This window comes from Litorivivens sp., assembly GCF_041625495.1.
Lineage (GTDB): Bacteria > Pseudomonadota > Gammaproteobacteria > Pseudomonadales > Spongiibacteraceae > Litorivivens.
In genome coordinates, this window is sequence record NZ_JBFJTH010000001.1 from 26,719 (window position 1) to 50,103 (window position 23,385).

The 23,385-nt window shown below is 53.7% G+C and carries 23 protein-coding genes and 1 other RNA gene; 21 read left to right on the forward strand and 3 right to left on the reverse strand.

The genetic code is table 11. The features are described 5' to 3' along the window. The first annotated feature begins 7 nt into the window (after positions 1-7). The 18 genes from ABYP39_RS00135 to ABYP39_RS00220 all read left to right on the forward strand — a co-directional run bounded on the left by ABYP39_RS00135 (position 8) and on the right by ABYP39_RS00220 (position 14,656). A complete protein-coding gene (locus tag ABYP39_RS00135; RefSeq protein WP_372747541.1) occupies positions 8-280 on the forward strand; it encodes an HU family DNA-binding protein in 273 nt (90 codons plus the stop codon). A gap of 96 nt (positions 281-376) precedes the next feature. Then, the gene (locus tag ABYP39_RS00140; protein WP_372780726.1) at positions 377-2,257 is read left to right on the forward strand and encodes a SurA N-terminal domain-containing protein; all 1,881 of its coding nucleotides are present in this window, start codon (positions 377-379) and stop codon (positions 2,255-2,257) included. A gap of 42 nt (positions 2,258-2,299) precedes the next feature. Continuing rightward, entirely contained in the window at positions 2,300-3,127 is an 828-nt protein-coding gene (locus tag ABYP39_RS00145; RefSeq protein WP_372750478.1) for a 4'-phosphopantetheinyl transferase superfamily protein, read from the forward strand. 42 nt (positions 3,128-3,169) lie between these two features. Further along, positions 3,170-4,342 (forward strand): phosphoglycerate dehydrogenase, encoded by a 1,173-nt coding sequence (locus ABYP39_RS00150; protein WP_372780727.1) that lies wholly within the window; start codon positions 3,170-3,172, stop codon positions 4,340-4,342. Positions 4,343-4,360: 18 nt separating this feature from the next. Next, positions 4,361-4,891: a DUF1285 domain-containing protein gene (locus tag ABYP39_RS00155; protein WP_372750457.1), complete on the forward strand. Its 531-nt coding sequence runs from the start codon at positions 4,361-4,363 to the stop codon at positions 4,889-4,891. Positions 4,892-4,895: 4 nt separating this feature from the next. Next, a complete protein-coding gene (locus ABYP39_RS00160; protein ID WP_372750458.1) occupies positions 4,896-5,174 on the forward strand; it encodes a polyhydroxyalkanoic acid system family protein in 279 nt (92 codons plus the stop codon). 118 nt (positions 5,175-5,292) lie between these two features. Then, complete coding sequence (locus ABYP39_RS00165; protein WP_372759633.1) at positions 5,293-6,633, forward strand: DegQ family serine endoprotease; 1,341 nt, start codon at positions 5,293-5,295, stop codon at positions 6,631-6,633. A 110-nt stretch (positions 6,634-6,743) separates the two neighbouring features. Further along, complete coding sequence (locus ABYP39_RS00170; protein WP_372780728.1) at positions 6,744-7,325, forward strand: DUF4136 domain-containing protein; 582 nt, start codon at positions 6,744-6,746, stop codon at positions 7,323-7,325. A 90-nt stretch (positions 7,326-7,415) separates the two neighbouring features. Further along, an RNA gene (ffs, locus tag ABYP39_RS00175) (signal recognition particle sRNA small type) lies at positions 7,416-7,512 on the forward strand. Between the two features lie 99 nt (positions 7,513-7,611). Then, entirely contained in the window at positions 7,612-9,378 is a 1,767-nt protein-coding gene (gene dnaX / locus ABYP39_RS00180; RefSeq protein ID WP_372780729.1) for a DNA polymerase III subunit gamma/tau, read from the forward strand. Between the two features lie 42 nt (positions 9,379-9,420). Then, positions 9,421-9,732 (forward strand): YbaB/EbfC family nucleoid-associated protein, encoded by a 312-nt coding sequence (locus ABYP39_RS00185; RefSeq protein WP_372747942.1) that lies wholly within the window; start codon positions 9,421-9,423, stop codon positions 9,730-9,732. Beyond that, complete coding sequence (gene recR / locus ABYP39_RS00190; protein WP_372747941.1) at positions 9,729-10,331, forward strand: recombination mediator RecR; 603 nt, start codon at positions 9,729-9,731, stop codon at positions 10,329-10,331. The genes ABYP39_RS00185 and recR overlap by 4 nt, the downstream gene beginning before the upstream one ends. Continuing rightward, on the forward strand, positions 10,328-11,425 hold the full coding sequence (gene rnd / locus ABYP39_RS00195) for a ribonuclease D (RefSeq protein ID WP_372780730.1): 1,098 nt from the start codon (positions 10,328-10,330) through the stop codon (positions 11,423-11,425). Before recR ends, rnd begins: the two co-directional genes overlap by 4 nt. Then, entirely contained in the window at positions 11,418-11,693 is a 276-nt protein-coding gene (locus tag ABYP39_RS00200; RefSeq protein ID WP_372747939.1) for a YcgL domain-containing protein, read from the forward strand. The genes rnd and ABYP39_RS00200 overlap by 8 nt, the downstream gene beginning before the upstream one ends. After that, positions 11,687-12,133, forward strand: a complete 447-nt coding sequence (locus ABYP39_RS00205) for a YcgN family cysteine cluster protein (protein ID WP_372780743.1) — start codon at positions 11,687-11,689, stop codon at positions 12,131-12,133. Before ABYP39_RS00200 ends, ABYP39_RS00205 begins: the two co-directional genes overlap by 7 nt. A 17-nt stretch (positions 12,134-12,150) precedes the next feature. Continuing rightward, the gene (locus ABYP39_RS00210; RefSeq protein WP_372747938.1) at positions 12,151-12,576 is read left to right on the forward strand and encodes a hypothetical protein; all 426 of its coding nucleotides are present in this window, start codon (positions 12,151-12,153) and stop codon (positions 12,574-12,576) included. Positions 12,577-12,625: 49 nt separating this feature from the next. Next, on the forward strand, positions 12,626-13,474 hold the full coding sequence (locus ABYP39_RS00215) for an AAA family ATPase (RefSeq protein WP_372747937.1): 849 nt from the start codon (positions 12,626-12,628) through the stop codon (positions 13,472-13,474). Between the two features lie 6 nt (positions 13,475-13,480). After that, positions 13,481-14,656: a VWA domain-containing protein gene (locus ABYP39_RS00220; protein ID WP_372747936.1), complete on the forward strand. Its 1,176-nt coding sequence runs from the start codon at positions 13,481-13,483 to the stop codon at positions 14,654-14,656. Positions 14,657-15,038: 382 nt separating this feature from the next. Here the strand turns inward: ABYP39_RS00220 and metH are convergent, their stop codons facing one another. Further along, on the reverse strand, positions 15,039-18,731 hold the full coding sequence (gene metH, locus ABYP39_RS00225) for a methionine synthase (protein ID WP_372780731.1): 3,693 nt from the start codon (positions 18,729-18,731) through the stop codon (positions 15,039-15,041). Between the two features lie 195 nt (positions 18,732-18,926). On the opposite strand from metH, the gene nfuA reads away from it, so the two are divergent. Further along, positions 18,927-19,553, forward strand: a complete 627-nt coding sequence (gene nfuA / locus ABYP39_RS00230; protein WP_372760521.1) for a Fe-S biogenesis protein NfuA — start codon at positions 18,927-18,929, stop codon at positions 19,551-19,553. A gap of 59 nt (positions 19,554-19,612) precedes the next feature. On the opposite strand, the gene mtnA is transcribed toward nfuA, so the two are convergent. Then, entirely contained in the window at positions 19,613-20,662 is a 1,050-nt protein-coding gene (mtnA, locus tag ABYP39_RS00235) for an S-methyl-5-thioribose-1-phosphate isomerase (RefSeq protein WP_372747562.1), read from the reverse strand. Beyond that, entirely contained in the window at positions 20,662-21,729 is a 1,068-nt protein-coding gene (locus ABYP39_RS00240; protein WP_372747563.1) for a 3-deoxy-7-phosphoheptulonate synthase, read from the reverse strand. Before ABYP39_RS00240 ends, mtnA begins: the two co-directional genes overlap by 1 nt. A 75-nt stretch (positions 21,730-21,804) precedes the next feature. Between ABYP39_RS00240 and ABYP39_RS00245 the strand changes: the two genes are divergently transcribed. Next, entirely contained in the window at positions 21,805-22,095 is a 291-nt protein-coding gene (locus ABYP39_RS00245) for a hypothetical protein (protein ID WP_372747564.1), read from the forward strand. Further along, entirely contained in the window at positions 22,092-23,366 is a 1,275-nt protein-coding gene (locus ABYP39_RS00250) for a class I SAM-dependent RNA methyltransferase (RefSeq protein WP_372780732.1), read from the forward strand. The genes ABYP39_RS00245 and ABYP39_RS00250 overlap by 4 nt, the downstream gene beginning before the upstream one ends. Positions 23,367-23,385 lie beyond the last annotated feature (19 nt).

A 23,385-nucleotide genomic window follows, 5' to 3' on the forward strand; every position in this document is an offset into this window, starting at 1 on the left:
ATAATAAGTGAATAAATCTGAGCTTATTGACGCAATCGCTGCTTCGGCAGATTTACCGAAAGCAGCAGCGGGTCGCGCTCTTGATGCGGTGGTTGATTCAATCACCGACGCATTGAAAAAAGATGATTCGGTTTCATTGGTCGGTTTTGGTACTTTCAGTGTAAAAGAGCGCGCAGCTCGCACTGGCCGCAACCCTCAGACCGGTGCACCGATTGACATTGCGGCAGCAAAAATCCCGAGCTTCAAAGCGGGTAAAGCGCTCAAGGACGCCGTAAACTAATTACTGAACGATTTTATCTTCAGTCTTCGGAGTGGAATTTACTCCAGTATAAAGGCGCATCGAGAGGTGCGCTTTTTTTGTAACTAGTGGACAAGCATGCTTCAGAATATTCGCGATAACATCCAGGGTGTTGCTGCCAAGATAATCATTGGTTTGATGATTGTACCGTTTGCTCTCTATGGCATCGATTTCCTGTTTAGTGGCAGCTCTGACGCTCCGGTTGCTGTAGTCAACGGAGAGAAGGTCAGTGAAGCAGAACTCAATCAGGCCTTAGCGCTACAGAAGCGACAATTGCTGTCGATGATGGGTGACAATATTGATCCAGGGCTTCTTGACGACGCGGTACTGCGTAAACCTGCGCTCGATTCACTGGTGCGTCAGAAGGTAATGCTGCAGGCGGCCGATGACGCCGGCGTGGCTGTTCCGGATGCTGTGCTAAATGCCAATATTGTTCAAATGACCCAGTTTCACGAAAACGGACGTTTTTCTCAGGAACGTTTTCGTCAGGTGCTTGCCGCTCAGGGCTTTACTCCCTCTCTATTTCGCCAGCTGATGCGCTCGGACCTGCTGATTGAACATCTTAATCGTGGCGTTGTAGGCTCTGCGTTTTTAACCGATTTTCAACGCGAGCAGGCTATTCGCTTGGGTGATCAGAAACGCAGTTTCCATTATTTGACGCTGGATTCGTCGGGATTTGCAGAACAGGCTGAAGTATCCGACGCTGATATTGAAGCCTACTATCAAAACAACGCCGCGCGCTTTAAGACAACAGAGTCTGTGCGGGTGGCTTATCTGGAATTAACGATCGCTGATTTCTTCAAGCCCGTTGCCGACGAAGATCTCAGAGCAGCCTATGCGGCTGAAGTGCAGGCTGCAAAAGCGCGTACTGAGCGGCACGCGGCCCATATTTTGGTGGAGCTGGGCGGTGATCGCGATCGCGAAGAAGCGCGTTCGCGCATCGAAGAGGCGAAAGCTAAGATTGAACAGGGTGCCGATTTCGCCGAGCTCGCCAAAGTGTATTCCGATGACTTTGGTAGTGCGGAGCAAGGTGGTGATCTTGGTTACAGCGCGGGGAATACGTTCCCGGAGGCGTTCGAAAATGCGCTTGCGTCACTTGAGGTGGGCGAAACCTCGGATGTAGTGGAAACCGATGCGGGCTTCCATCTGGTTAAGTTGCTGGATCTTCGAGCTCCGGATGTCGCCTCGTTTGAAGATCGGCGCGAAGCTATCGAGCGTGAGCTTCAGGAGCGAGCAGCTAAGCCCCGGCTAATCGCCGAGGTCGAAGCACTGCGTGACCTGGTGTTTAATTCGGATGGGCTTAAGGGGCCGGCTGAAACACTCGGTCTCGAGCTTAAGCAAAGCGACTGGCTGCGACCCAATGAAGGGAGCGGGGTGCTGGCCAACCCCAAAGTGCGCGCAGCAGCGTTTAATGCCGAATTACGCGAGCAGGGTTATAACTCCGAGGTGATTGAAGTCAGCCCAACGCAATTTGTGGTAGTGAACCCCATAGAGTACAAAGCGCCGGAGCTGAAGCCACTGGCGACGGTGCGTGACCATATCGTCAAGCAGCTTAAGATTGAAAAAGGGCGTGCTATAGCGAAGTCTGCCGCTGAAGAAATCGCTGAGGCGCTTAAAGCAGGCGAATCAGCTGAGGATATCGCTAAGGCGCGTGAGGGTGTAGAGTGGCAAGTTGCTGTTCGTGCCTGGCGGCAGGATCCAGCCGTCGCTGAACCTATCCGCAGTGCGGCTTTTAGTCTGCAGCGGCCTGAGGAAGGTGCTTCACGTATTACGACGACAAGCCATGCCGGCAATACAGTCGTCATCCAATTAACCAATGTCTATGATGGTGACAAATCACTTATAGGCGACAAGCGGCGTAAAGAACTGTTGGCGAGTGCTGAGCGAATTCAGGCCTCCCAGGGTTTTAACGCCTATTTTGGTGAGCTGATGCAGTCTGCCAAAATCAAATACAATTGATGTAAAACTGTCGGGCGGGATGCTCGGCACAGGTTAATAATAATGATAATTCAAGATGCCAGAGTCGAGTTGCCTACTGGGCAACTCGATATCTGGGTGGCCGTAGCTGCACACGTGTCACCCTACCAGCAGGAGCAGGCCTACCAGGACTTGCTTAGCGTCCAGGAAAACGAGATGTTCAAGGCGCTGCGCTATCCCGAGCACCGTTTTGATTACCTGATGGGGCGAGCCCTGCTTCGCTCCGTGTTGGGGTCGTATACGGGTCGAAAACCGGCAGATCTCCAGTTTGAGCGCAATGATTTTGGTAAGCCGGAGCTGTCAAACGTGGATGACGCTCCTCGCTTTAACCTGTCACTAACCGATGGCGTCGCGATACTTGCAGTGCACGCTGATGCGGACATAGGGGCGGATATTGAGTATCACGGTCATGGGCGTTCCATGCTTGAAGTGGCCGATCAGTATTTTTCTGCGCTGGAAATTGCCGATCTGAAAACCTTGCCGTCAACCGATCAAAAGCGAGGATTTTTTCGCTATTGGACCTTGAAGGAATCGTTGGTCAAGGCCAAGGGGGAGGGTATGTCGGTACCCTTGGATAGCTTTTCTTTTCGCGCAACGAAAGAAGCTGGTGCTTCCGTGCACAAGGCAAAGCTGGTTAATGCTCCGGCGCATTTTATCGACGATGCGTCGCAGTGGGATTTCCGCTTTTTTGAGTTGGGCCTGGACTACACAGCTGCGGTGAGTGTTTCGAGGCCGCTGCACAGGATTTGCGTTCGCGAGTCCATACCGCTGGTGGGCGCGATGGAAGTCGACTCAACCGAGGCGCTTTTTTCGAACCACCATCAAGACGCACTTTCGGCGGCTTTCTGTTAGAATCCTCCAACTTTTTAGTAGGTTAATCGTTGGGGGAAGACAGTGTATAAGATACTGACGCGCAATCAGATATCCGTCAAAGGTCTCGAGCGCCTGCCGCGCGAAAAATACGAAATTGCCAGTGAATTTACCGCTCCTGACGCGGTGTTGCTGCGCAGCCACAAACTCACCACCGATGAAATCTCCGACTCTGTAATGGCCATCGCCCGCGCTGGCGCCGGGGTAAACAATATCCCGATTGCCGATTGCACGCGTCGGGGTATTCCAGTATTCAATACGCCCGGCGCCAACGCTAATGCGGTAAAAGAGCTGGTCATTGCCGGAATGGCTCTGGGCTCGCGCGGAATTCTTCCGGGCATCGATTTCGTCTCCACACTCGGTGAGATGACCGACGGGGCGGAAATGAGCAAGCTCCTTGAAAAAGAGAAGAAGCGCTTCAAAGGTCAGGAACTTTACGGCAAGACGCTCGGTGTTGTAGGGCTGGGGGCCATCGGCTCGCTGGTCGCGCGCGCTGGCCTCGATCTGGGGATGGAAGTGATCGGCTATGATCCGGCATTGTCAGTTGACGCGGCCTGGCGTCTGCCCAGCTCCGTCAAGCGCATGGAAAATATCGGCAGCCTGTTTGCTCGCGCTGACTATATCAGCTTGCACCTGCCCGTGTTGGACGCGACACGCGGACTCGTTAATGGCGAGCTGCTGAACAACTGTAAACCAACCACCCGCCTGCTGAACTTTGCCCGTGAGGAGATTGTCGACAACGCCGCGATTGTCAACGCGCTGGAGGCTGGAACCCTTAATCGCTATATTACTGATTTTCCAGCACCTGAGTTAATCGGTCGAGACGATGTGATACTGATGCCCCATATCGGCGCCAGCACCGATGAGGCAGAAGAAAACTGTGCGGTTATGGCCGCTGACCAACTGCGGGACTTTCTCGAGAACGGCAATATCAAAAACTCGGTGAATTTTCCGGCGCTGGCCCTTGAACGCACCGGGGGTACCCGTATTGCCATTAGTAACAGCAACGTACCAAAAATTCTGGGGCACGTACTGTCAGCACTTGCAGATGCCGATCTAAATGTCATTGATATGTTGAACAAGAGCCGCGATGATGTGGCCTATAATCTGATTGACGTTGCAGCGGCACCTGCAGCGGCCGTGATTGACCGTATTCGCGGAATTGAAGGCGTTATCAATGTTCGAGTGATTGACTGATCCTGTCCGGGAGGGCCTGTGAAAAGTCTGGATGACATAGCGGAGCTTCTTAAGGGTCAACCCGGCAAGCCGCCTGTGGAAAAGTGGCATCCGCCGCTCAGTGGTGATATCGATATCACGATCAAAAGCGACGGGCGCTGGTTTCACGAAGGTGGTGAAATCAAGCGCCACCCACTGGTCAAGCTGTTTGCGTCTATCCTCAGGCGCGAAGATGATGGTGAGTATTACCTAGTGACGCCTGTAGAAAAATGGCGGATCTCGGTGGCAGAGTACCCCCTTCAGATTGTTGATTCAGAAGTAGCGCCAGATCGCATTGCAATGAAAACCAATGTCGATGAGTGGTTGGTGCTTGATGACAGTCACCCGCTCACAGTTACCACAAATATCAACACAGGCGAGCCGGTTCCGCGTGTTGCAGTAGACCGCGGTTTGTCTGCCAAGGTCAGTCGCTCTGTATTCTATCGTTTGGTCGAGCATGCCATCGAAGATGATGGCCAGTTGTGGCTAATGTCTTCAGGCCAGAGATATTGTCTTGGTGCGACGGAGTAAGATTGTGGCAAAAATTTCTCTTCGAAAAAAACACACAAAGCCTGAAAGCGAAGTCAAAACGATGGTGGAAGAGCTTGCCCGTTCGCTCGCTCAACGCTATGACGCTAAAACGCGCTGGGATGGCGATAATGCCGTGACAATTTCCCATCCCAGACTCAATGGGCGCTTACAGATACACCGTGACGAAGTCACGATCGACGTCAAACTCGGTATGTTGGCCGGTGCTTTCAAGGGCAAAATTGAATCGGAATTGCGCAAGGCGCTCGATGAGAAATTGTCCTGACCTTAGAAAAAATTGTAATGTCCGGGATAATTCACCGAAATTGCTGCTCTAACCAGCATCTGATTTGTAAGGAGAAGGTTTAGTGAGCCAAGCACGTAGTCAATTCAATCATTGGGCAATGCTCTGGCTGGTGGCGCTGTTTTTTCAGGCTCCCGCCTATGCGACCTGGCCGTTGCAAGACGGTAATGGCGAGCCTCTGCCAAGCCTGGCGCCGATGCTGGAGAAGGTCAATCCAGCTGTAGTGAATATCTCTACCTATACCACGCGCACCGTGCAGCAGAACCCATTGTTGCGCGATCCGTTTTTTCGTCGGTTCTTCAATATGCCGGAGCAGCAAATGCCGGAGCAGAAACGGCGAACTCAGAGCGCTGGATCAGGCGTTATTATTGACGCTAAAAATGGCACCGTTGTCACCAATCATCACGTTATCGATGGGGCTGACGAAATTACTGTGGCGCTAGAGGATGGTCGCAGCTATACCGCCACCTTGGTGGGCTCTGACCCTGACGTCGATGTCGCCGTACTGAAAATCGACGGCAAGGATCTGGTTGATATTCCGGTGGCCGACTCCGATCCGGTTCGAGTGGGTGACTTTGTAGTGGCTATCGGAAATCCGTTTGGTCTCGGACAAACTGTGACCACCGGTATTGTGAGCGCATTGGGGCGAACTGGGCTGGGGATTGAAGGCTACGAAAACTTTATCCAAACCGACGCGTCGATAAACCCGGGCAACTCTGGGGGGGCACTGGTCAACCTGAAGGGTGAGTTGGTGGGGATCAATACCGCCATTATCGCGCCCGCCGGCGGTAACGTCGGGATAGGGTTCGCCATTCCGACCAACATGGCGCAAGCGAGCATTACGCAGATTCTCGAGCACGGTGAAGTCAAGCGTGGCCAGCTTGGCGTCATTATTCAGGATCTCACTCCCGAGTTAGCAGAGGCTTTTGGTATTGAAAATGGACAGCGCGGCGCGTTGATCGCCGAGGTTCAGGAAAACAGTGCTGCGGACAAGGCCGGCCTGAAATCCGGTGATGTCGTGGTTGCGGTAGATGGCAAGGATATTCTGAGTTCTGCCCAACTGCGCAACGCCGTCGGTGTCAGGAAGATTGGTGAGACTCTAAAGCTCACCATCGTACGCGACGGTAAGACCAAGGTTATAAAATCCAAAATCGGCGAGCCGTCTACGCTGGTGGCAGGCAAGGATGAAGCTGTTCATAAGTTCCTGGAAGGTGCCTCGCTGAAGGAGGCCGACGATGCCGATGGTGTTCTGGTGTCAGAAATCGCCCAGGGCACGCCAGCGGCACGCTCCGGCCTACGTCCGGGAGATGTCATCCTGTCAGCAAACAAGACGCGGGTTAAATCGATTGCCGAGCTGCGCAAGGCGGTGAGTAAGACCGATGACCGGCTGCTTCTGCAGGTCAAACGGGGTCGTGCTGCGCTCTATATCATCCTGAAATAGGCCGCAGCGGGCTGAACTGTGTAATGGGCAATATGTCGCCATTGCGGTTCAGCCCGGGTTCATAAGATTGCGCTACCATAGCGACAATTCTCAACTGAAAAGTGGTGTATATGCGCGGCTTCTTGATCATAGTGATGTCGTCGTTGCTGCTGGCGTGCACCGGCAGCCCGGTGGTAACAGATTACGATCCGGGCTATGCCTTTGAGCGGGTCAAAACCTACGCCTGGTTGGAGAGCGGGGTTGCAGAAGAACCCCGAGGGAAAGGGCGCAATGATCTAATGCGTGACCGATTGCACAATGCTATTGAAGACCAAATGCGTGCTCGCGGCCTGCGCAAAGTAGAAACTGCAGCGCAGGCGGATATCCTGCTCACGTTTCATATGGGTATAGAGAAAAAGGTCGAGGTATACGATTTCCACGATCATTTTGGCTACTACCCCTGTTTTCAGAAGCGTTGTTCCGGATATGCCTACTATCCGCACGGTATTCACCATGATCGCTGGGAAACTGAATATCAGGAAGGGCGCCTAGTCATTGACATGGTCACCCCGAATTCGAAGAAGCTGGTGTGGCGAGGGGTGTCTGAACGTCGTATTCCCTGGCTTGAAACCCCGGAAGAGCGCCGACTTTTTATTGTCGACGTTGTCGGTTCTGTGTTGCAGCACTACCCGCCGGGTCATAAGTCGCATTAACGGTTGAAACTCGCTTAGAGATAACAGACAATGTCGCGCCGCGGCACAGGGGGATTTTGATCTTCGTGATGTCGAGCTTTATGGTGGTCCTTCCGGTCCCCTCGCAACGATAGATAGCAAACCCCGCCAGGCCCGGAAGGGAGCAACGGTAGCTGTCAACTCGTGTGCCGGGGTGTGGCTGGTTGGGCCGCCACCCTCAATTGTCTCCCCCCATGCCTATGCAAGTTCAAGTCGACGCCGTGCTGGTGTATCCTAGAGCGCTTGTTTTAGTGTCTACAGGAAAGTCATGAGTTATCAGGTTCTTGCGCGAAAGTGGCGGCCGCGGTCATTCCGGGAAATGGCCGGGCAGGCACATGTGCTGAAAGCCTTGGTGAACGCGCTCGATCATGACCGCCTGCATCACGCTTATCTATTTACTGGTACTCGTGGTGTAGGGAAAACCACCATCGCTCGGATTCTCGCCAAGTGTCTTAATTGTGAGAGCGGAGTCAGTTCAGAGCCTTGCGGCACCTGCGATGCTTGCGTATCCATCAATGAAGGGCGCTTTGTTGATCTTATCGAAGTGGATGCGGCATCGAAAACCAAAGTAGATGACACCCGGGAATTACTCGACAATGTGCAGTACACGCCTACCCGGGGTCGTTATAAGGTTTATTTGATAGACGAAGTGCACATGCTTTCAGGGCACAGCTTTAATGCCCTGCTCAAGACCCTGGAAGAGCCACCACCGCATGTGAAATTCCTGCTGGCCACTACAGACCCGCAAAAAATACCCGCCACCATACTGTCGCGCTGTTTGCAGTTTAGCCTCAAAAACATGTCACCGGAGAAGATCGTTGAACACCTGACGCATATTCTCGGTCAGGAAATGATCGGCTTTGAGGAGCCTGCGTTGTGGCAGCTAGCACGGGCTGCAGAAGGCAGTATGCGCGATGCGTTGAGCCTGACAGATCAGGCGATCGCCTTTGGCGGAGGCAAACTCGGCAGTGCTGATGTAGAAGCGATGCTGGGTACCATAGATCACTCTGCGATCAAGGATATTGCAAGTGCTCTGAATGCCGGGGATGCGCAGGGATTACTGCAGACCGTGTCTCGCCTGGCTGATCAGGGGGTGGATTTTGCCGGCGTACTGGCGGATCTGTTGTCTTTTCTGCATCGAGTCGCCATTGCACAGGCAGTGCCGGAGGCGGTTGATGGCACTCTGCCTGATAGTGACGCAGTAAAAACGCTGGCGGCGGAATTGCCGGCGGAAGACGTCCAGTATTTTTATCAGGTTGGTCTGGCCGGTCGTCGTGATCTTCCGCTCGCGCCTGATGCCCGCAGCGGCCTTGAAATGGTGTTGCTGCGCATGATCGCGTTTCGCCCCGCCGGTGTACACCAGCTGCCGCAAGCGTCGGCTGAGGGCGCCCCCCCGGTAAAAAAGCCGTCAGCGCCGACGGGCGCTAAGACCGTCGAGAACAGCCAGCGCACCGGGTCGCACGTTTTAAAAGCACCGGTGCCGCCATCCGCGCACAGCGAAGCGCCACGCCGTACTGACACGGCACCCGCTTCTGCGCCAGTGCAATCGTCAGCGCCACCGGTGGTTGTGGCGCAGGCCGTAGATGCAGAAGTTACAATGCCGGAAGCGCCTGTTGCGACAGGCACGACTATATTGTTCGATGATCTGACACCTACCGTATGGCGCGAACAGTTTGATGCATTTGGCCTGGCGGGCTTGCTGCGCTCTATCTGTAGCCACTGTATTTTGCAGCAGGTGGGAGGTGACAGGCTCTGTTTTCAGATTGCGCCAGAAAACGCGCATCTGCTTAATGATGCCCACCATGAGCGCTTCGAAAAGGCCCTGTCGTCTTACTTCGAAAGACCACTGCGTATTGAAATTGAGCAAATCGCGATAACGCAGGAAACCCCTGCAGAATACCAGCAACGCAAAGAGGCGGAGCACCAAGAGTATTTGAAGAATCTGATTCATGCAGATCCCAATGTTCAATTGCTGGTACAAGAGTTTCAGGCCGTTGTAGATGACAACAGTATTCGTCCCGGCTCGGGGCAGTAACACAAAGGTAAACGCGCCTGGCAGGCGCGTCAGGAAATCGCTATGCAGAACCTTAAAGATTTGATGAAACAGGCTGGCCAGATGCAGGAGCAGATGCAAAAGGCACAGGAAGAACTAGCCAGGCAAGAAGTTACCGGAGAAGCCGGAGCTGGCATGGTTAAAGTGACGATGAATGGTCGCCATGATGTTAAAGCGGTAACAATTGATGACGGGCTGATGCGCGAAGACAAGTCCATGCTCGAAGACTTGTTGGCAGCGGCAATTAACGATGCGGTGCGTCGCGTAGAGGAAAGTAACAAAAGTGCGCTTGGTAATATGTTTGGCGGTCTAGGGGGCGGGTTTCCCTTTAAATGAGTCATTTCAGCCCCATCATTGAAGAGCTGATAGAAGCGCTCCGCATCTTGCAGGGCGTTGGCCGGAAATCGGCGCAACGCATGGCGTTTAATCTGCTGCAACACAAGCGCGAAGGTGCTGTGCATTTGGCGGAGGTGCTCAACAAGGCTGTGAGCAAGATTGGCCATTGTCGCGGCTGTCGCAGCCTGTCGGAGCATGAGTTGTGCTCGATCTGTCGCAGTGAGAAACGAGACAAGACAGTGATCTGCGTAGTCGAATCACCGGCGGATGTCATCGCTTTTGAGCAGGCTGGTGGGTACAACGGTCAGTATTTCGTGTTGATGGGGCACCTGTCGCCAATTGACGGCATAGGCCCTGAAGATATTGGCATTGACCGGCTGGTCGATCGCGCTCGCGAACTGGATATCCAAGAATTGATATTGGCGACCAATCCAACCATTGAAGGGGAGGCGACGGCTTTCTACATTACAGAGCAATTGCGAGAGCAAGGCGTCAAAGTATCCCGCATTGCCCACGGCGTGCCCTTGGGCGGCGAGCTGGAGTACGTCGACAGTGGTACCTTGGCTCATGCCCTGAGCGGCCGGCGGATTGTCGAGTGAGTGATTTTAGCTTTGTAGCCGATAATGCAGGCTTGGCCGATAGCATCGCCAGTGTAGCGCAGTGCCCTGTGGTTATGCTCGACACCGAATTTATGCGCACGGACACCTTCTACCCGATACCTGCGTTGTTGCAGTTGTCAGATGGCACGTCGCATTACCTGATAGACCCGCTCGCCATTACGGACTGGGCGCCACTGGTTGCGCTGTTTCGCAACCCGAATGTAATCAAGGTCTTGCATTCAGTTAGTGAGGATCTGGAAGTTTTTCAGCGCCTTCTCGGCGCATTGCCACGCCCCCTTTTGGATACTCAGGTGGGGGCGGCACTGGCCGGTTTCGGGGTCGGGCTGGGTTACCAGCGCCTGCTTGATACCTTGCTTGGTATTGCCATCGACAAGGATGAAACCCGCTCAAATTGGCTGCAACGCCCGCTCAGCGATGCCCAGTGTCAATATGCGGTGCTGGATGTGCTGCACTTGATGCCGGCCTTCGAGGTAATCCGGGATGCCTTGGAAGAGCAGGGGCGAATGAGTTGGTGGCTGGAAGAGGGTGATCGTTGCATCGACCGCGCCGAGCAGCAGGCGCCGCTTGAGGATTATTTTCGTAAGATTAAGAGCGCCTGGCGACTGTCGCCGACGGATCAGCTCTGTCTGAGAGCTCTGTGTATCTGGCGTGAGACGGTGGCGCGCGAGCAGGATGTGCCCCGTGGGCGTATCGTAAAAGATGCAATCTGTATCGAGCTGGCTAAACGTCGTCCGAGCCATCCTGGTGCGTTGTCGAAAATAAAGGGCCTGACACCATCCGTCATAAGGCGTCACGGTGAAACTCTGTGTGACATCCTGGCTGTCGACTACCGAGATGACGGGCAAATCCCTTTGGAGTTTCCACTGAACACCGCCCAGAAAGCAAAAGCGAAAGCATTGCGCGATGCGGTGGATGGTCTCGGTGATGAGTTGGCAGTGCCACGCGAGTTGCTGATGAGTAAGCGCGATATTGAGGACAGTATTCGGCTAGAGAGGCTTGCTCCTGGTCTCGATGGCTGGCGCAGCCCTATACTAAAGCCAATTTTAAATGAAGTATTGAGCGTAAATGACTGATTCCAAAGTAATTGTAAGTATATACCGAAGCTCGCAAAAGGAAGGTATGTACCTGTATGTTGAGAAACGCGAGGGTATGTCGCGCGTGCCGGAGGCCTTGCAAAAGCAGTTTGGTAGTGCCGAGCTGGCAATGACAATGCTGCTCACCCCCGAACAAAAACTGGCCCGTGCCGATACCGCAAAAGTCCTCAAGGCTCTCGCTGAACAGGGGTTCTACTTGCAGATGCCGCCGCTACCAGAAGCTGCTCTTGATCCGAGAAAATCGTGAAAAAATTTTGGGAAATCAAAAGCCTGACTGAGATGACCCCGGAGGAGTGGGAATCGATTTGCGACGGCTGCGGCAAATGCTGTCTGCATAAACTAGAAGATATTGATACCGGCGATATTTACTATACCAGAGTGGCCTGTCAGTGGCTGGACATTGAATCTTGTCGGTGTAGCCATTACGCTGACCGCCTCAAAAAAGAGCCTACGTGCGTAAAACTGACTCCCGCCGATGTTGACGATCTGCAGTGGTTGCCGCCGAGTTGCAGTTACCGGCGTATGCATGATGGACGCGGGTTGGCAGATTGGCATCATCTGGTGTGTGGCGATCGGGAGCGTGTGCACAGCGAGGGGCATTCCATCCTGGGGCGCTGTCTAAGCGAGCGCGATGTGCATCCGGATGGCCTGGAAGAACATATCGTGCACTGGGTAGAGCAGAATTGAGGTTGTTGTAGCAGGGTATGGAATCCGTTATTGAATATAGAGAATATGTGACGGCCTGGGCTGCCTATCTCGGTGCCTGTACGGTTCTGATTATTATCGGTTGCCTCTGGACGTCAGGTATACGCAATACGTATATACGCAGTTTTATTCGCTTGGTGGCAAGCACGGTGCTGTTATTGCCGATTATCCACGAAGACGCCAATCAAGTTCTTGTGCCTGCGTTGGTTGTAGTCGTACTGGGTGCGTTTATCGGCAACACGATTGCAGCAGTAAAAGCCATGAACCTGCTGGTGCTTGCCTGTATAGGTGCCGGGATTCTGTCGGCTATCCTAGCCCGCCTGATCAACGGATTTCGCGCCAAGCGGAAAGCCAGAATGGAGGCAAATATGTCCTCTGAGATCAGTGACGTGGCCGAAAGCGAAATTGTTAAAGGTGAGCGCTGACGCTACTCTCAGCGCCAGCCAAAGAATTGCATGAAAAAAGGTAGAGCACATGAAGTTTGAAGGTACCGAAAATTACGTCGCAACGGACGATCTGCGTCTGGCGGTTGATTCTGCGGTTGCACTGCAACGCCCCCTGTTAATCAAGGGCGAGCCCGGCACCGGTAAAACCATGCTGGCCGAGGAAGTCGCCAAAGGTTTGGGAAAGCCCCTGCTGCAATGGCATATCAAATCTACTACTAAAGCCCAACAGGGCCTGTATGAGTACGATGCGGTATCGCGACTGCGAGATTCCCAGCTTGGTGACGACAAAGTTCATGATATCTCGAATTACATCAAACGCGGAAAGTTGTGGGAGGCGTTTGCAGCAGAAGAGCAGGTTGTGCTGTTGATCGATGAGATCGACAAGGCAGACATCGAATTCCCCAACGATTTGTTGGTTGAGTTGGACAAGATGGAGTTTCACGTTTACGAGACAGGTGAGACTATCAAGGCCAAGCAACGTCCGATTATCATCATCACCAGTAATAACGAGAAAGAACTGCCAGACGCTTTTCTGCGTCGCTGCTTTTTCCACTTCATCAATTTCCCGGATCGGGAAACCATGCAAAAAATTGTTGCGGTTCATCATCCGGACGCTAAAAAAGATCTGGTCAATGAGGCGTTGGAAGTGTTTTTCGACGTACGCAGCATTCCAGGTCTAAAGAAAAAGCCCTCAACCTCTGAGCTGATCGACTGGCTGAAACTGTTGATGGCAGACGATGTGCCGGACGAAATCCTGAAAAACCGCGACAGCAGCAAAGCGATTCCACCGCTCTACGGCGCCTTGCTCAAAAATGAGCAGGATGTTCACCTGTTGGAGCGCTTGGCCTTTATGCATCGCAGAGAGAGCCGCGGCTAATATCCCATGCTTGTCAGTTTTTTCTTCACCCTCAAAGAAACCGGGGTTCCGGTCTCCATCCGCGAACTGCTGGACCTGATATCCGCGCTTAAAGCGCGGCTCGTCTTCGCTGACGTCGAGGAGTTTTATCACCTCGCCCGTATATGCATGGTCAAGGACGAAAAGTACTACGATCGATTTGACCTAGCCTTCGGGCGTTATTTTCGGGATCTTGAAACCCTTGATGACGTTATCGAGGCAATGATTCCCGACGACTGGTTGCGCACAGAGTTTCTCAAGCAGTTAAGTGATGAAGAGAAAGCGAAAATTGAATCGCTGGGTGGGCTCGACAAGCTAATTGAAGAATTCAAAAAGCGCTTGGAAGAGCAAAAAGAACGTCACGAGGGCGGTAACAAGTGGATCGGCACAGGCGGCACCTCGCCTTTCGGGCACAGTGGTTACCATCCGGAAGGTGTGCGGGTTGGCGGCGAGAGCAAAAACAAGAAGGCCGTAAAAGTTTGGGAAAAGCGTGATTTTAAAAATCTGGATGACAGTGTCGAGCTCGGTACCCGCAATATCAAAGTAGCGCTGCGGCGTCTGCGCAAGTTTGCGCGCACCGGTGCGGCCGATGAGTTGGACATGGATGACACCATCAAGTCGACAGCGCGCAATGCTGGCATGCTCGATATCAAGATGGTGCCGGAACGCCATAATGCCGTGAAAGTATTGCTGTTCTTCGATGTGGGCGGCTCTATGGATCCTTATGTGCGCACCTGTGAGGAGTTATTCTCCGCTGCGCGCACCGAGTTTAAACACCTGGAATACTATTACTTCCACAACTATCTGTATGAGTCTGTCTGGAAAAACAACGTTCGTCGGCATGCAGAGCGCATCTCCACACTGGATATCATGCACAAATACAGCTCCGACTATAAGGTGATTTTTGTTGGTGATGCGTCGATGTCTCCCTACGAAATTCTGCAGCCGGGAGGCAGTGTTGAGCACTGGAATGACGAGGCCGGTGAGGTTTGGGTTAAGCGAATAACCGACACCTACGACAAGGTTGCCTGGCTTAATCCAGTGCCCCAGGATGAATGGGGGTGGACACAGTCCATTGAGCTGGCCCACCGTCAGATGGAAGGGCACATGTACCCACTAACTCTGAAGGGCTTGGAAGAGGCTATGGCCTACCTGGCGAAGTAATCCTGGCTGTTATGGCTCCTTTCGAACTTGTACGTTGGGGCGAATCCGGTACAATACGGGCTTTAAAATTTCGGTCAGTTTTATCTAGAGGAATGTTTGATGTCTGAAGAAGCTCGTGAAGATGCGGTAGCTGACGCGTTCGCAACAGTAGCCGTGATTGCGCTGGTTGTTGGTACAGTGACCTATTGGCTGGCGGGTATGCCTCACTGAGATATTGTCAGCGGCAGTTAGCCCATACGTGAAAAGCCTCCTAGTGAGGCTTTTTTTGTGCCTGTTAGAAAGTAAGGTGCTGCTGGGCTTTCCTGTGAACTGTTACGCCTGTTTCAGCAGGAAAACCCGTTGCTCCCTGATGGGGTTAGTCGGTTAGCAACCTGCGGCGCTATCAGGGATCGTAGTCCAGCACCGGTGACAGCCAGCGCTCCATTTCCTGCAGCGTTTTACCCTTGCGCTCGGCGATGCTCGCTACTTGGTCTTTGGCTATTTTGCCAACTGCAAAGTAGCGAGATTCAGGGTGCGAGTAGTAAAAGCCGCTCACTGAAGCCGCCGGTGTCATGGCGAAATGCTCGGTCAGCTCGACACCCGTTTCAGCCTCGGCGTTCAGAATTCTGAACAGCGTGGGCTTTTCGGTGTGATCGGGGCAGGCCGGGTAGCCGGGAGCAGGGCGGATACCCTGATACTTCTCCTTGATTAACTCTTCGTTGCTGAAGTTCTCGCTGTTTACGTAACCCCAGAACTCCGTGCGTACGCGCTGATGCATATGTTCAGCGAAGGACTCGGCCAGCCTATCCGCCAGTGCCTTGACCATGATGGCGCTGTAGTCATCATTCTTGGCTTCGTATTCCGCGCATAGCGCCTCAGCCCCAATACCGGCGGTGACCACAAAACCGCCGACGTAATCGTTCACGCCGCTGCTTTTGGGTGCAACATAGTCCGCCAGGCTCATATAGGGCTTGTCGTCCGGCCTTTCGGTTTGCTGGCGCAAGTGGTGCAGGGTCGCCAGCTCGCTGCCGTCGTCATTGTACAGGGCGACATCGTCGCCTTCACTGCTGGCAGGCCAGAAGCCAATAATGCCCGAGGCTTTCAGCAGCTTTTCTTCAATGATGCGATCAAGCATGGCCTGGGCATCATTGAAGAGGTTTCTTGCGGCTTCACCGACTTTCTCATCGTCGAGGATTTTCGGGTATTTGCCGGCTAGTCCCCAAGTAATGAAGAAGGGCGTCCAGTCGATGGTTTCACGCAGTTTTTCCAAGGGGTAATCGTTAAAGGTGCGCGTTCCTGTGAACTTGGGTGTTGGCGGCGTGTAGCTTGCCCAATCAGTCTGAAAACCGCGCCCCAGAACGTCGGTATAGGGCAGTCGGCGGCCGCGACTCTCGCTGCCGGCGCGCCGTTCGCGGATGCGTGCGTATTCGTCTTTTCGCGCCTCAACAAAGGCGGTTTTCTGGGTGTCGCTGATTAGCTGTGTGGCTACGCCAACACTGCGTGAAGCGTCAGCTACGTAAATCACAGCGTCGTTTTTGTATTTAGGTTCGATTTTGACCGCAGTATGTGCCTTGGAGGTAGTGGCACCACCAATCATTAACGGGACGTTGAAGTCGAGCCGCTGCATTTCTGCCGCGACGTGAACCATCTCATCGAGCGATGGAGTAATCAGACCGCTCAGGCCAATAATGTCCACGTTTTCTTTTTTGGCAGTGTCGAGTATTTTGTCGCAGGGGACCATAACGCCGAGATCGATAACCTCGAAGTTGTTGCACTGCAACACCACGCCCACAATATTTTTGCCGATATCGTGCACGTCGCCTTTCACTGTGGCCATCAGTATCTTGCCGTTTGGCTTGGCGCCTTCCTCTTTCTCCGCCTCGATGTAGGGTTGAAGGTAGGCCACCGCCTGTTTCATCACGCGGGCAGATTTCACTACCTGAGGCAAGAACATCTTGCCCTCGCCAAACAGGTCGCCGACCACGTTCATACCGTCCATTAGCGGCCCTTCAATCACGTCGATGGGCTTGCTGGCCTCCTGGCGTGCGAGTTCGGCGTCTTCTTCGATATAGGTGGTAATCCCTTTCACAAGGGCGTGTTCGATACGCTTTGCCACGGGCAGTTCGCGCCAGCTCAAATCTTCCTGTTTGCTGGCAGTGCTGCCGTCGCCTCGGTATTTTTCAGCAATATCCAGCAAGCGCTCAGTGCCGTCATCGCGACGATTGAGAATGACGTCTTCTACACGCTCGCGCAGTTCCTCCGGTAGATCATCGTAAACAGCCAGTTGGCCTGCATTAACAATTCCCATGTCCATGCCGGCCTTGATAGCGTGGTAGAGGAAGACCGAGTGAATGGCTTCACGCACCGGATTGTTGCCACGGAAGGAAAATGACACATTCGATACGCCGCCCGACACCAGTGCGTGGGGTAGTTCGCTCTTGATGTATTTTACCGATTCGATGAAATCTACAGCGTAGTTGTTGTGCTCTTCAATACCTGTAGCTACCGCGAAGATATTCGGGTCGAAAATGATGTCCTGCGGCGGAAAGCCCACCTTGTTGACCAAAATGTCGTAGGATTTTGAGCAGATCTCTTTACGCCGCTCGATGTTGTCGGCCTGGCCATCTTCGTCAAAAGCCATGACCACAACCGCCGCACCGAAGCGGCGACAGATGCGAGCTTTTTCAATGAATTCTGCTTCGCCTTCCTTCATGGAAATCGAATTCACCACGGCCTTGCCTTGAATACACTTCAGGCCAGCTTCAATCACATCCCATTTGGAGGAGTCGACCATGATGGGCACTTTGGAGATTTCAGGCTCGGAGGCGATCAAGTTAAGGAACTTGACGATGGCCGCTTCTGCGTCGAGCATGCCTTCGTCCATATTCACGTCGATTATCTGCGCACCGTTTTCCACCTGTTCGCGGGCAATCGCCAGTGCGGTGTCATAATCACCCTCCAGAATCAGTCGTTTGAACTTGGCTGAGCCTGTCACGTTGCAGCGCTCGCCCACGTTTACAAACAGTGAGTCGGGTGTGATGGTAAATGGCTCCAGACCGCTGAGTCGGCAAGCGACGGCTTTCTTCGGGATTTCGCGGGGTTTTACATCTGCGACCGAAGCGCCGATTTTCTCGATATGGGCAGGTGTGGTGCCGCAGCAGCCACCGACCAGGTTGAGGTAGCCACGCTCGCCTAGCTCGCGCAGTTCGCGCCCCATGTCGTCTGGAGTTTCGTCGTATTCACCGAATTCATTGGGCAGGCCAGCGTTGAAATGGCCACTCACATAGCACTCGGCCACATCGGCGAGTTCTTCGAAGAAGGGGCGGATTTCAGAGATGCGACGGCCACAGTTGGTGCCGACGATCAACGGTTTGGCGTGAGCAATGGTGTTCCAGAATGCCGTCGGCGTTTGGCCGGACAGGGTGCGGCCGCTGACATCAGGGAAGGTTACCGACACCATAATGGGTACTTCAATACCGCTGTCTTCAAAATATTGCAGTATCGCGTAGATCGCAGCCTTGGCATTCAGGCTGTCGAAAATGGTTTCTATCAACAGCAGATCTACATCGCTTTCCACCAAAGCTTTGGTGGCTGCGTAGTAGTCTTCAACCAGCTGGTCAAAGCTAATATTGCGCGCACCAGGATCATTCACGTCAGGTGAGATGGACGCCGTTTTTGGCGTGGGGCCGAGAATGCCTGCGACAAAGCGAGGCTTATCCGGCGTGGCAGCGGTCTGTGCGTCCGCCACTTCGCGAGCGACTTTCGCGCCAGCTCGGTTCAGCTCCTCCGCGATAAACTGCATCTCGTAGTCGCCCTGAGCCACTTGCGTCGAGTTGAAGGTATTGGTCCCAATGATGTCTGCGCCCGAATCTAGGTAGGCCTGATGGATTTCCTTGATGACATCGGGGCGGGTAATCGAGAGCAGGTCGTTATTGCCCTTGATATCGATATGGAAGTCGGCAAAGCGTTCGCCGCGGTAATCGGGTTCTTCGAGCTTGTAAGACTGGATCAGGCTTCCCATAGCGCCATCTATAACCAGAATACGGTTCTGGAGGGCGTCTTTGAGTGCCTGGATGCGTTGTGCTCGATTGGCCATTGTGTTGCTAAATCCTTGATAACTGTGTGGGATTAACTGCTTGAAAACGCAAATAAAAGGCCCCATAAACGGCTCTGCGCTTACGTCGAATTTGGCCTTCGTGTTAAACTGGCGAATTCTATCAGACTACGCCCGCGATTACTCGGCTGAAACACGGTTTCAGCCTGGGGCGCGGGCAGAACTTAAGAGGTATTTATGTCGGAAGGTCAAACGGTTGCCGCTACTGACGGCACTGAAGTGAAAATGACCATCACCGAATCTGCGCAGGATTATCTGGCGGAGTTGCTGTCCAAGCAGGGCGACGATGTGCTGGGTGTGCGTGTGTTTATTACTCAGCCAGGTACGCCAAAGGCGGAAACCTGTATCGCCTATTGCCGTGAGGGCGATTCCAAAGAAGACGATATCCAGATTGAATATCCGGTGCTGAATGTCTTTGTAGAAAGCCGCAGCGTGCCGTTCCTGGAAGATGCGACGGTCGACTACGCTAAGGATCGCATGGGTGGTCAGCTCACAATCAAGGCGCCAAACTCACGCCTGCCCAAGGTTAATGAAAACAGCCCCTTGGAAGATCGCGTAAATTATATTCTCTACAACGAGGTCAATCCGTCTTTGGCAGCTCACGGTGGCGAAGTGTCGCTGGTGGAAATCACCCAGGACAAGTACGCCATCTTGAAGTTTGGTGGGGGCTGTCAGGGTTGCGGTATGGTTGACGTCACCCTGAAAGAAGGTGTCGAGAAGTCGCTGGTTGAACAGGTGCCTGAATTGGCGGGCGTTCGCGACATGACCGATCATACCAATACTGAAAACGCGTACTTTAAATAACGCAGTCATCAATTGCGCATGATGCGCCGCAGGGCAATAGGATAAACGCCCGGCGGTGCTTAGTGCGCGAACAGCGCCTTTAAATTTTCGTTATAAGGCGCACTGACAATTCCCTTCTCTGTGATAATCCCGCTGACCAGCTCTGCTGGCGTTACATCAAATGCAGGGTTAATGGTCTTGATTTCATCAATGGTGGCTTTTTGACCACCAAACCCACGCACTTCGTCGCCGTTGCGTTGCTCGATAGGAATCAGGCTGCCATTGGCGGTTTGCAGGTCGATGGTGGAGGAGGGGCAGGCGACGTAAAACGGTATATTGTAGTGCCGCGCCAAGATTGCTACGCCCAACGTTCCGATTTTATTGGCCACATCACCATTGGCGACGACTCTGTCGGTGCCGACTATGACCATGTCGATTGCGCCAGAGGCCATCGTTTGTGCCGCCATATTGTCCGTCAATAGTGTTACATCAATGCCGGCGCAATGGAGCTCCCAGCTGGTCAGGCGAGATCCTTGCAGCAACGGGCGCGTCTCATTGGAAAACACCCTGAATTTCTGCCCGTTTGCGTGGGCGAGGTACATTGGCGCTGTGGCCGTGCCGATGCCACCCGTGGCGAGCGCTCCGGCATTGCAGTGCGTCATAATCCCGCAGTCGTCGGTAATTAGCGCTAGAGCTTGCTCGCCAATACCCTTGCACAGCGCCTTGTCTTCGTCATGTATGGCTTCGGCCTCGCTGACGAGTCGTGCCAGTAGCTTCGCGGTGTCGGGCTCGGTGAACGTTGCGGCAATGCTTTTCAGTCGCTCGAGCGCCCACTGTAGATTGACAGCGGTCGGTCGTGAGCTATTGATAAAATCTGCCTGAGTGATCAATTCACGTTGGAATTCTGCAAAGGCAAGGTGCCGGTGCTGCGCCATGACGACACACAGTCCGTAGGCTGCAGCAATGCCGATAGCCGGTGCACCGCGTACCTTCAGCGCGTGGATGCTGTCAAACAGTTGCTGAGCGCTTTCCTGCTTTTCGTAATTGACACTGTGGGGTAGGCGAGTCTGATCCAATAACCAGAGCTCGCCCTTTTCCCAGCGAATAGCTGTGGGGAAATCGCTGCTCATCAGCGCGCAGGCAGCACGTCTTTGAGTTTGGCGTGCATATCCAGAATGGCGGCTTCTGTTTCTTCCCAGCCTACACAGCCGTCAGTTACAGAAACGCCATACTTCAGGTCTTCCAGGTTGGCGGGGATTTTCTGATTGCCGGCGTGGATGTGGCTTTCAACCATCAGTCCGACAATAGATTTGTTGCCTTCCAGAATCTGGTTAGTCACATTCTCCATTACCAGTGGCTGCAGCTCGGGCTGCTTATTGGAGTTGGCGTGGCTGCAATCGACCATGATGTTGGCAGGCAGGTTGTGCTTGGCAAGCTCCGCTTCAGCCAATTTGATATGCACCGAGTCGTAATTGGGGCCGCCGCTACCGCCACGCAATACCACGTGTGCATAGGGGTTGCCACGGGTGTGGATTACAGCCACCTGGCCTTCGTTGTTGATTCCCAGGAAGCGGTGGGGTTTGGATGCCGATTGCATTGCGTTGATTGCGACTTCCAGCGATCCGTCAGTGCCATTTTTAAAGCCGACCGCCGAAGACAGGCCGCTGGCCATTTCCCGGTGGGTTTGCGATTCAGTGGTGCGGGCACCAATAGCGGACCAGGCAATACAATCCTGCATGTATTGAGGCGAAATGGGGTCTAGTGCCTCGGTGGAAGTGGGCAATCCCAGCTCTGAAATATTGATAAGCAGCTCGCGGCCGATGTGCAGGCCTTCCTGAATCTTGAACGTGTCATTCAGGTAGGGGTCGTTGATCAGCCCTTTCCAGCCCACGGTGGTACGCGGTTTTTCGAAATAGACCCGCATCACCAGGTGGATGGTGTCCTCAACCTTTTCAGCCAACGCCTTGAGGCGATTGGCATAATCCATCGCAGCCTTGGTATCGTGAATGGAGCAGGGGCCGACCACCAGAAACAGACGGTGATCCTTGCGATCGAGGATATCGCGAATGGTTTTGCGCGATTTACTGACGGTGGATGCGGCTTTCTCTGACAGTGGCAGCTCGCTCTTGAGCAACGCCGGGGTAATCAGAACTTCCTGCGCAGCAACGTTTAGATTTTCAAGTACTTCAGTATTCATTTAATATTCCCGCGTCCCGCCGGGTGGATTGATAGCAAAGCTGGGCATTCTAACGTAAAAACAGCTGGATAGGATATGACAATAGGGCGAATGTGCACCGTTTCGGGCCTGGTAGGTCTGCTTTTTGCCTCGCTGGCGACTGCCGGTGAGCGGGTGCAAGGCCGTGAAGCTGAACTTCCCGTGACCAAACTCAGCCCGGTCACTCGTTCCGACGACCGCGGCACTGATTACTACCAGGCGATCTCCTGTCGGGAGCTGGGTAGCGCCGATGCCAAAACGCCGCAGGAAATCGCTTATCTGGACGCCCGCAAGCGCGATTGCGTGGAACGCTATCGCGCTTTTGCGCCACGGTCATTTCAGCCATGAGTCGGTTACGAGTTTTTAAACCCGCTAAGGTCAAGCCGGTTAAGAAGTGGCGCGATACACTGACCATAGAGTCACTCGCCGATGACGGTCGAGGTATAGCAAGGCGCCATGGGAAGGTGGTGTTCATTGACGATGCATTGCCGGGCGAAACCGTCATTGCGGAAATGCGAACTGCCGGAAAGCGCTTTGATGAGGCTCGCAGTGTCGGACGTGAAGTCACCTCAAGCGATCGCGCCGATCCTCCCTGCACGTACTATCAGGTTTGCGGTGGCTGCCAGCTGCAGCACCTGTCGGATCGGGCGCAAATACGTTGGAAAAATGAACGGTTTGGGGCCATGTTATCGCGTCTCGATGGGCCGCAGCCGATGACACCGTTCACTGCTGACAGTTTGCACTACCGGCATCGGTTGCGGCTGTTTTTCGATCGCGGAAAGCTTGGCCTGCGCGCGCACGGCAGTCATAGCATTGTTGCTGTGCCGAACTGCCTGATTGCCCGGACGGGACTCAGTGCGGCGCTGAAAAAGGTGTATGCACACTCTGATTGGTTGCAATATGCACACGCCGGTGAGTTGCACCTGGTCGAAGGCGCCGGCGACCGCGTGGCTGCTGTTTTAATGTTACGAAAAAAACCAACTCAGGCGGCTCTGGATAATCTCTGCGGATCGTTTCCGATAACGCTGGCACAAGTGATTGGCGAAGGTAACGTATTGTTCGAATCACCTGTGCAGCTGATTTACCCGGATGGCGAACTTAGTTTTGAACCCGGTGACTTTACGCAGGTAAACCCGGCCATAAACCGGCAGCTGGTGACGCAAGTCGTCGACTGGTTACACTTGGAATCGGGTGATCAAGTCGTGGATGCCTTTGCTGGCCTCGGTAATTTTTCGTTGCCCATCGCCCGAGCTGGCGTACAGGTGGTAGGGCTGGAAGTGGACGATGCCATGGTGGGAAGGGCGCGGATGCAAGCCGCTGAGCACGGCCTTGATAACCTGACTTATCTTTCTCGAGATCTATTTCAAGCTAACGCCTTGGCTGGAATTAACGTGAATAAGGCGCTACTGGATCCACCACGGGCTGGAGCCAGAGAGTTGTGTGAAGCGTTAGCCGCCTCGGCTGTTACGCGGGTAGTATATGTGAGTTGTGATCCGGCGACGCTGGAGCGCGATCTGGCTATTCTGATCGCCGGGGGCTTTGGCATATCGGCGGCGAGGTGGGCCGATATGTTTCCGCAAACCAGTCATATGGAATCGTTGGTATTGCTAACGCGCTGATATCACCCGGATGGTTGTA

Bases quoted from the DNA above. Each gene is read 5' to 3' on its own strand.
- ABYP39_RS00140 (WP_372780726.1), top strand. From the start codon at position 377: ATGCTTCAGAATATTCGCGATAACATCCAGGGTGTTGCTGCCAAGATA.
- ABYP39_RS00145 (WP_372750478.1), top strand. From the start codon at position 2,300: ATGATAATTCAAGATGCCAGAGTCGAGTTGCCTACTGGGCAACTCGAT.
- ABYP39_RS00165 (WP_372759633.1), top strand. From the start codon at position 5,293: ATGCTCTGGCTGGTGGCGCTGTTTTTTCAGGCTCCCGCCTATGCGACC.
- ABYP39_RS00170 (WP_372780728.1), top strand. From the start codon at position 6,744: ATGCGCGGCTTCTTGATCATAGTGATGTCGTCGTTGCTGCTGGCGTGC.
- dnaX (WP_372780729.1), top strand. From the start codon at position 7,612: ATGAGTTATCAGGTTCTTGCGCGAAAGTGGCGGCCGCGGTCATTCCGG.
- ABYP39_RS00185 (WP_372747942.1), top strand. From the start codon at position 9,421: ATGCAGAACCTTAAAGATTTGATGAAACAGGCTGGCCAGATGCAGGAG.
- recR (WP_372747941.1), top strand. From the start codon at position 9,729: ATGAGTCATTTCAGCCCCATCATTGAAGAGCTGATAGAAGCGCTCCGC.
- ABYP39_RS00200 (WP_372747939.1), top strand. From the start codon at position 11,418: ATGACTGATTCCAAAGTAATTGTAAGTATATACCGAAGCTCGCAAAAG.
- ABYP39_RS00210 (WP_372747938.1), top strand. From the start codon at position 12,151: ATGGAATCCGTTATTGAATATAGAGAATATGTGACGGCCTGGGCTGCC.
- ABYP39_RS00215 (WP_372747937.1), top strand. From the start codon at position 12,626: ATGAAGTTTGAAGGTACCGAAAATTACGTCGCAACGGACGATCTGCGT.
- ABYP39_RS00220 (WP_372747936.1), top strand. From the start codon at position 13,481: ATGCTTGTCAGTTTTTTCTTCACCCTCAAAGAAACCGGGGTTCCGGTC.
- metH (WP_372780731.1), bottom strand. From the start codon at position 18,731: ATGGCCAATCGAGCACAACGCATCCAGGCACTCAAAGACGCCCTCCAG.
- nfuA (WP_372760521.1), top strand. From the start codon at position 18,927: ATGTCGGAAGGTCAAACGGTTGCCGCTACTGACGGCACTGAAGTGAAA.
- mtnA (WP_372747562.1), bottom strand. From the start codon at position 20,662: ATGAGCAGCGATTTCCCCACAGCTATTCGCTGGGAAAAGGGCGAGCTC.
- ABYP39_RS00240 (WP_372747563.1), bottom strand. From the start codon at position 21,729: ATGAATACTGAAGTACTTGAAAATCTAAACGTTGCTGCGCAGGAAGTT.
- ABYP39_RS00245 (WP_372747564.1), top strand. From the start codon at position 21,805: ATGACAATAGGGCGAATGTGCACCGTTTCGGGCCTGGTAGGTCTGCTT.
- ABYP39_RS00250 (WP_372780732.1), top strand. From the start codon at position 22,092: ATGAGTCGGTTACGAGTTTTTAAACCCGCTAAGGTCAAGCCGGTTAAG.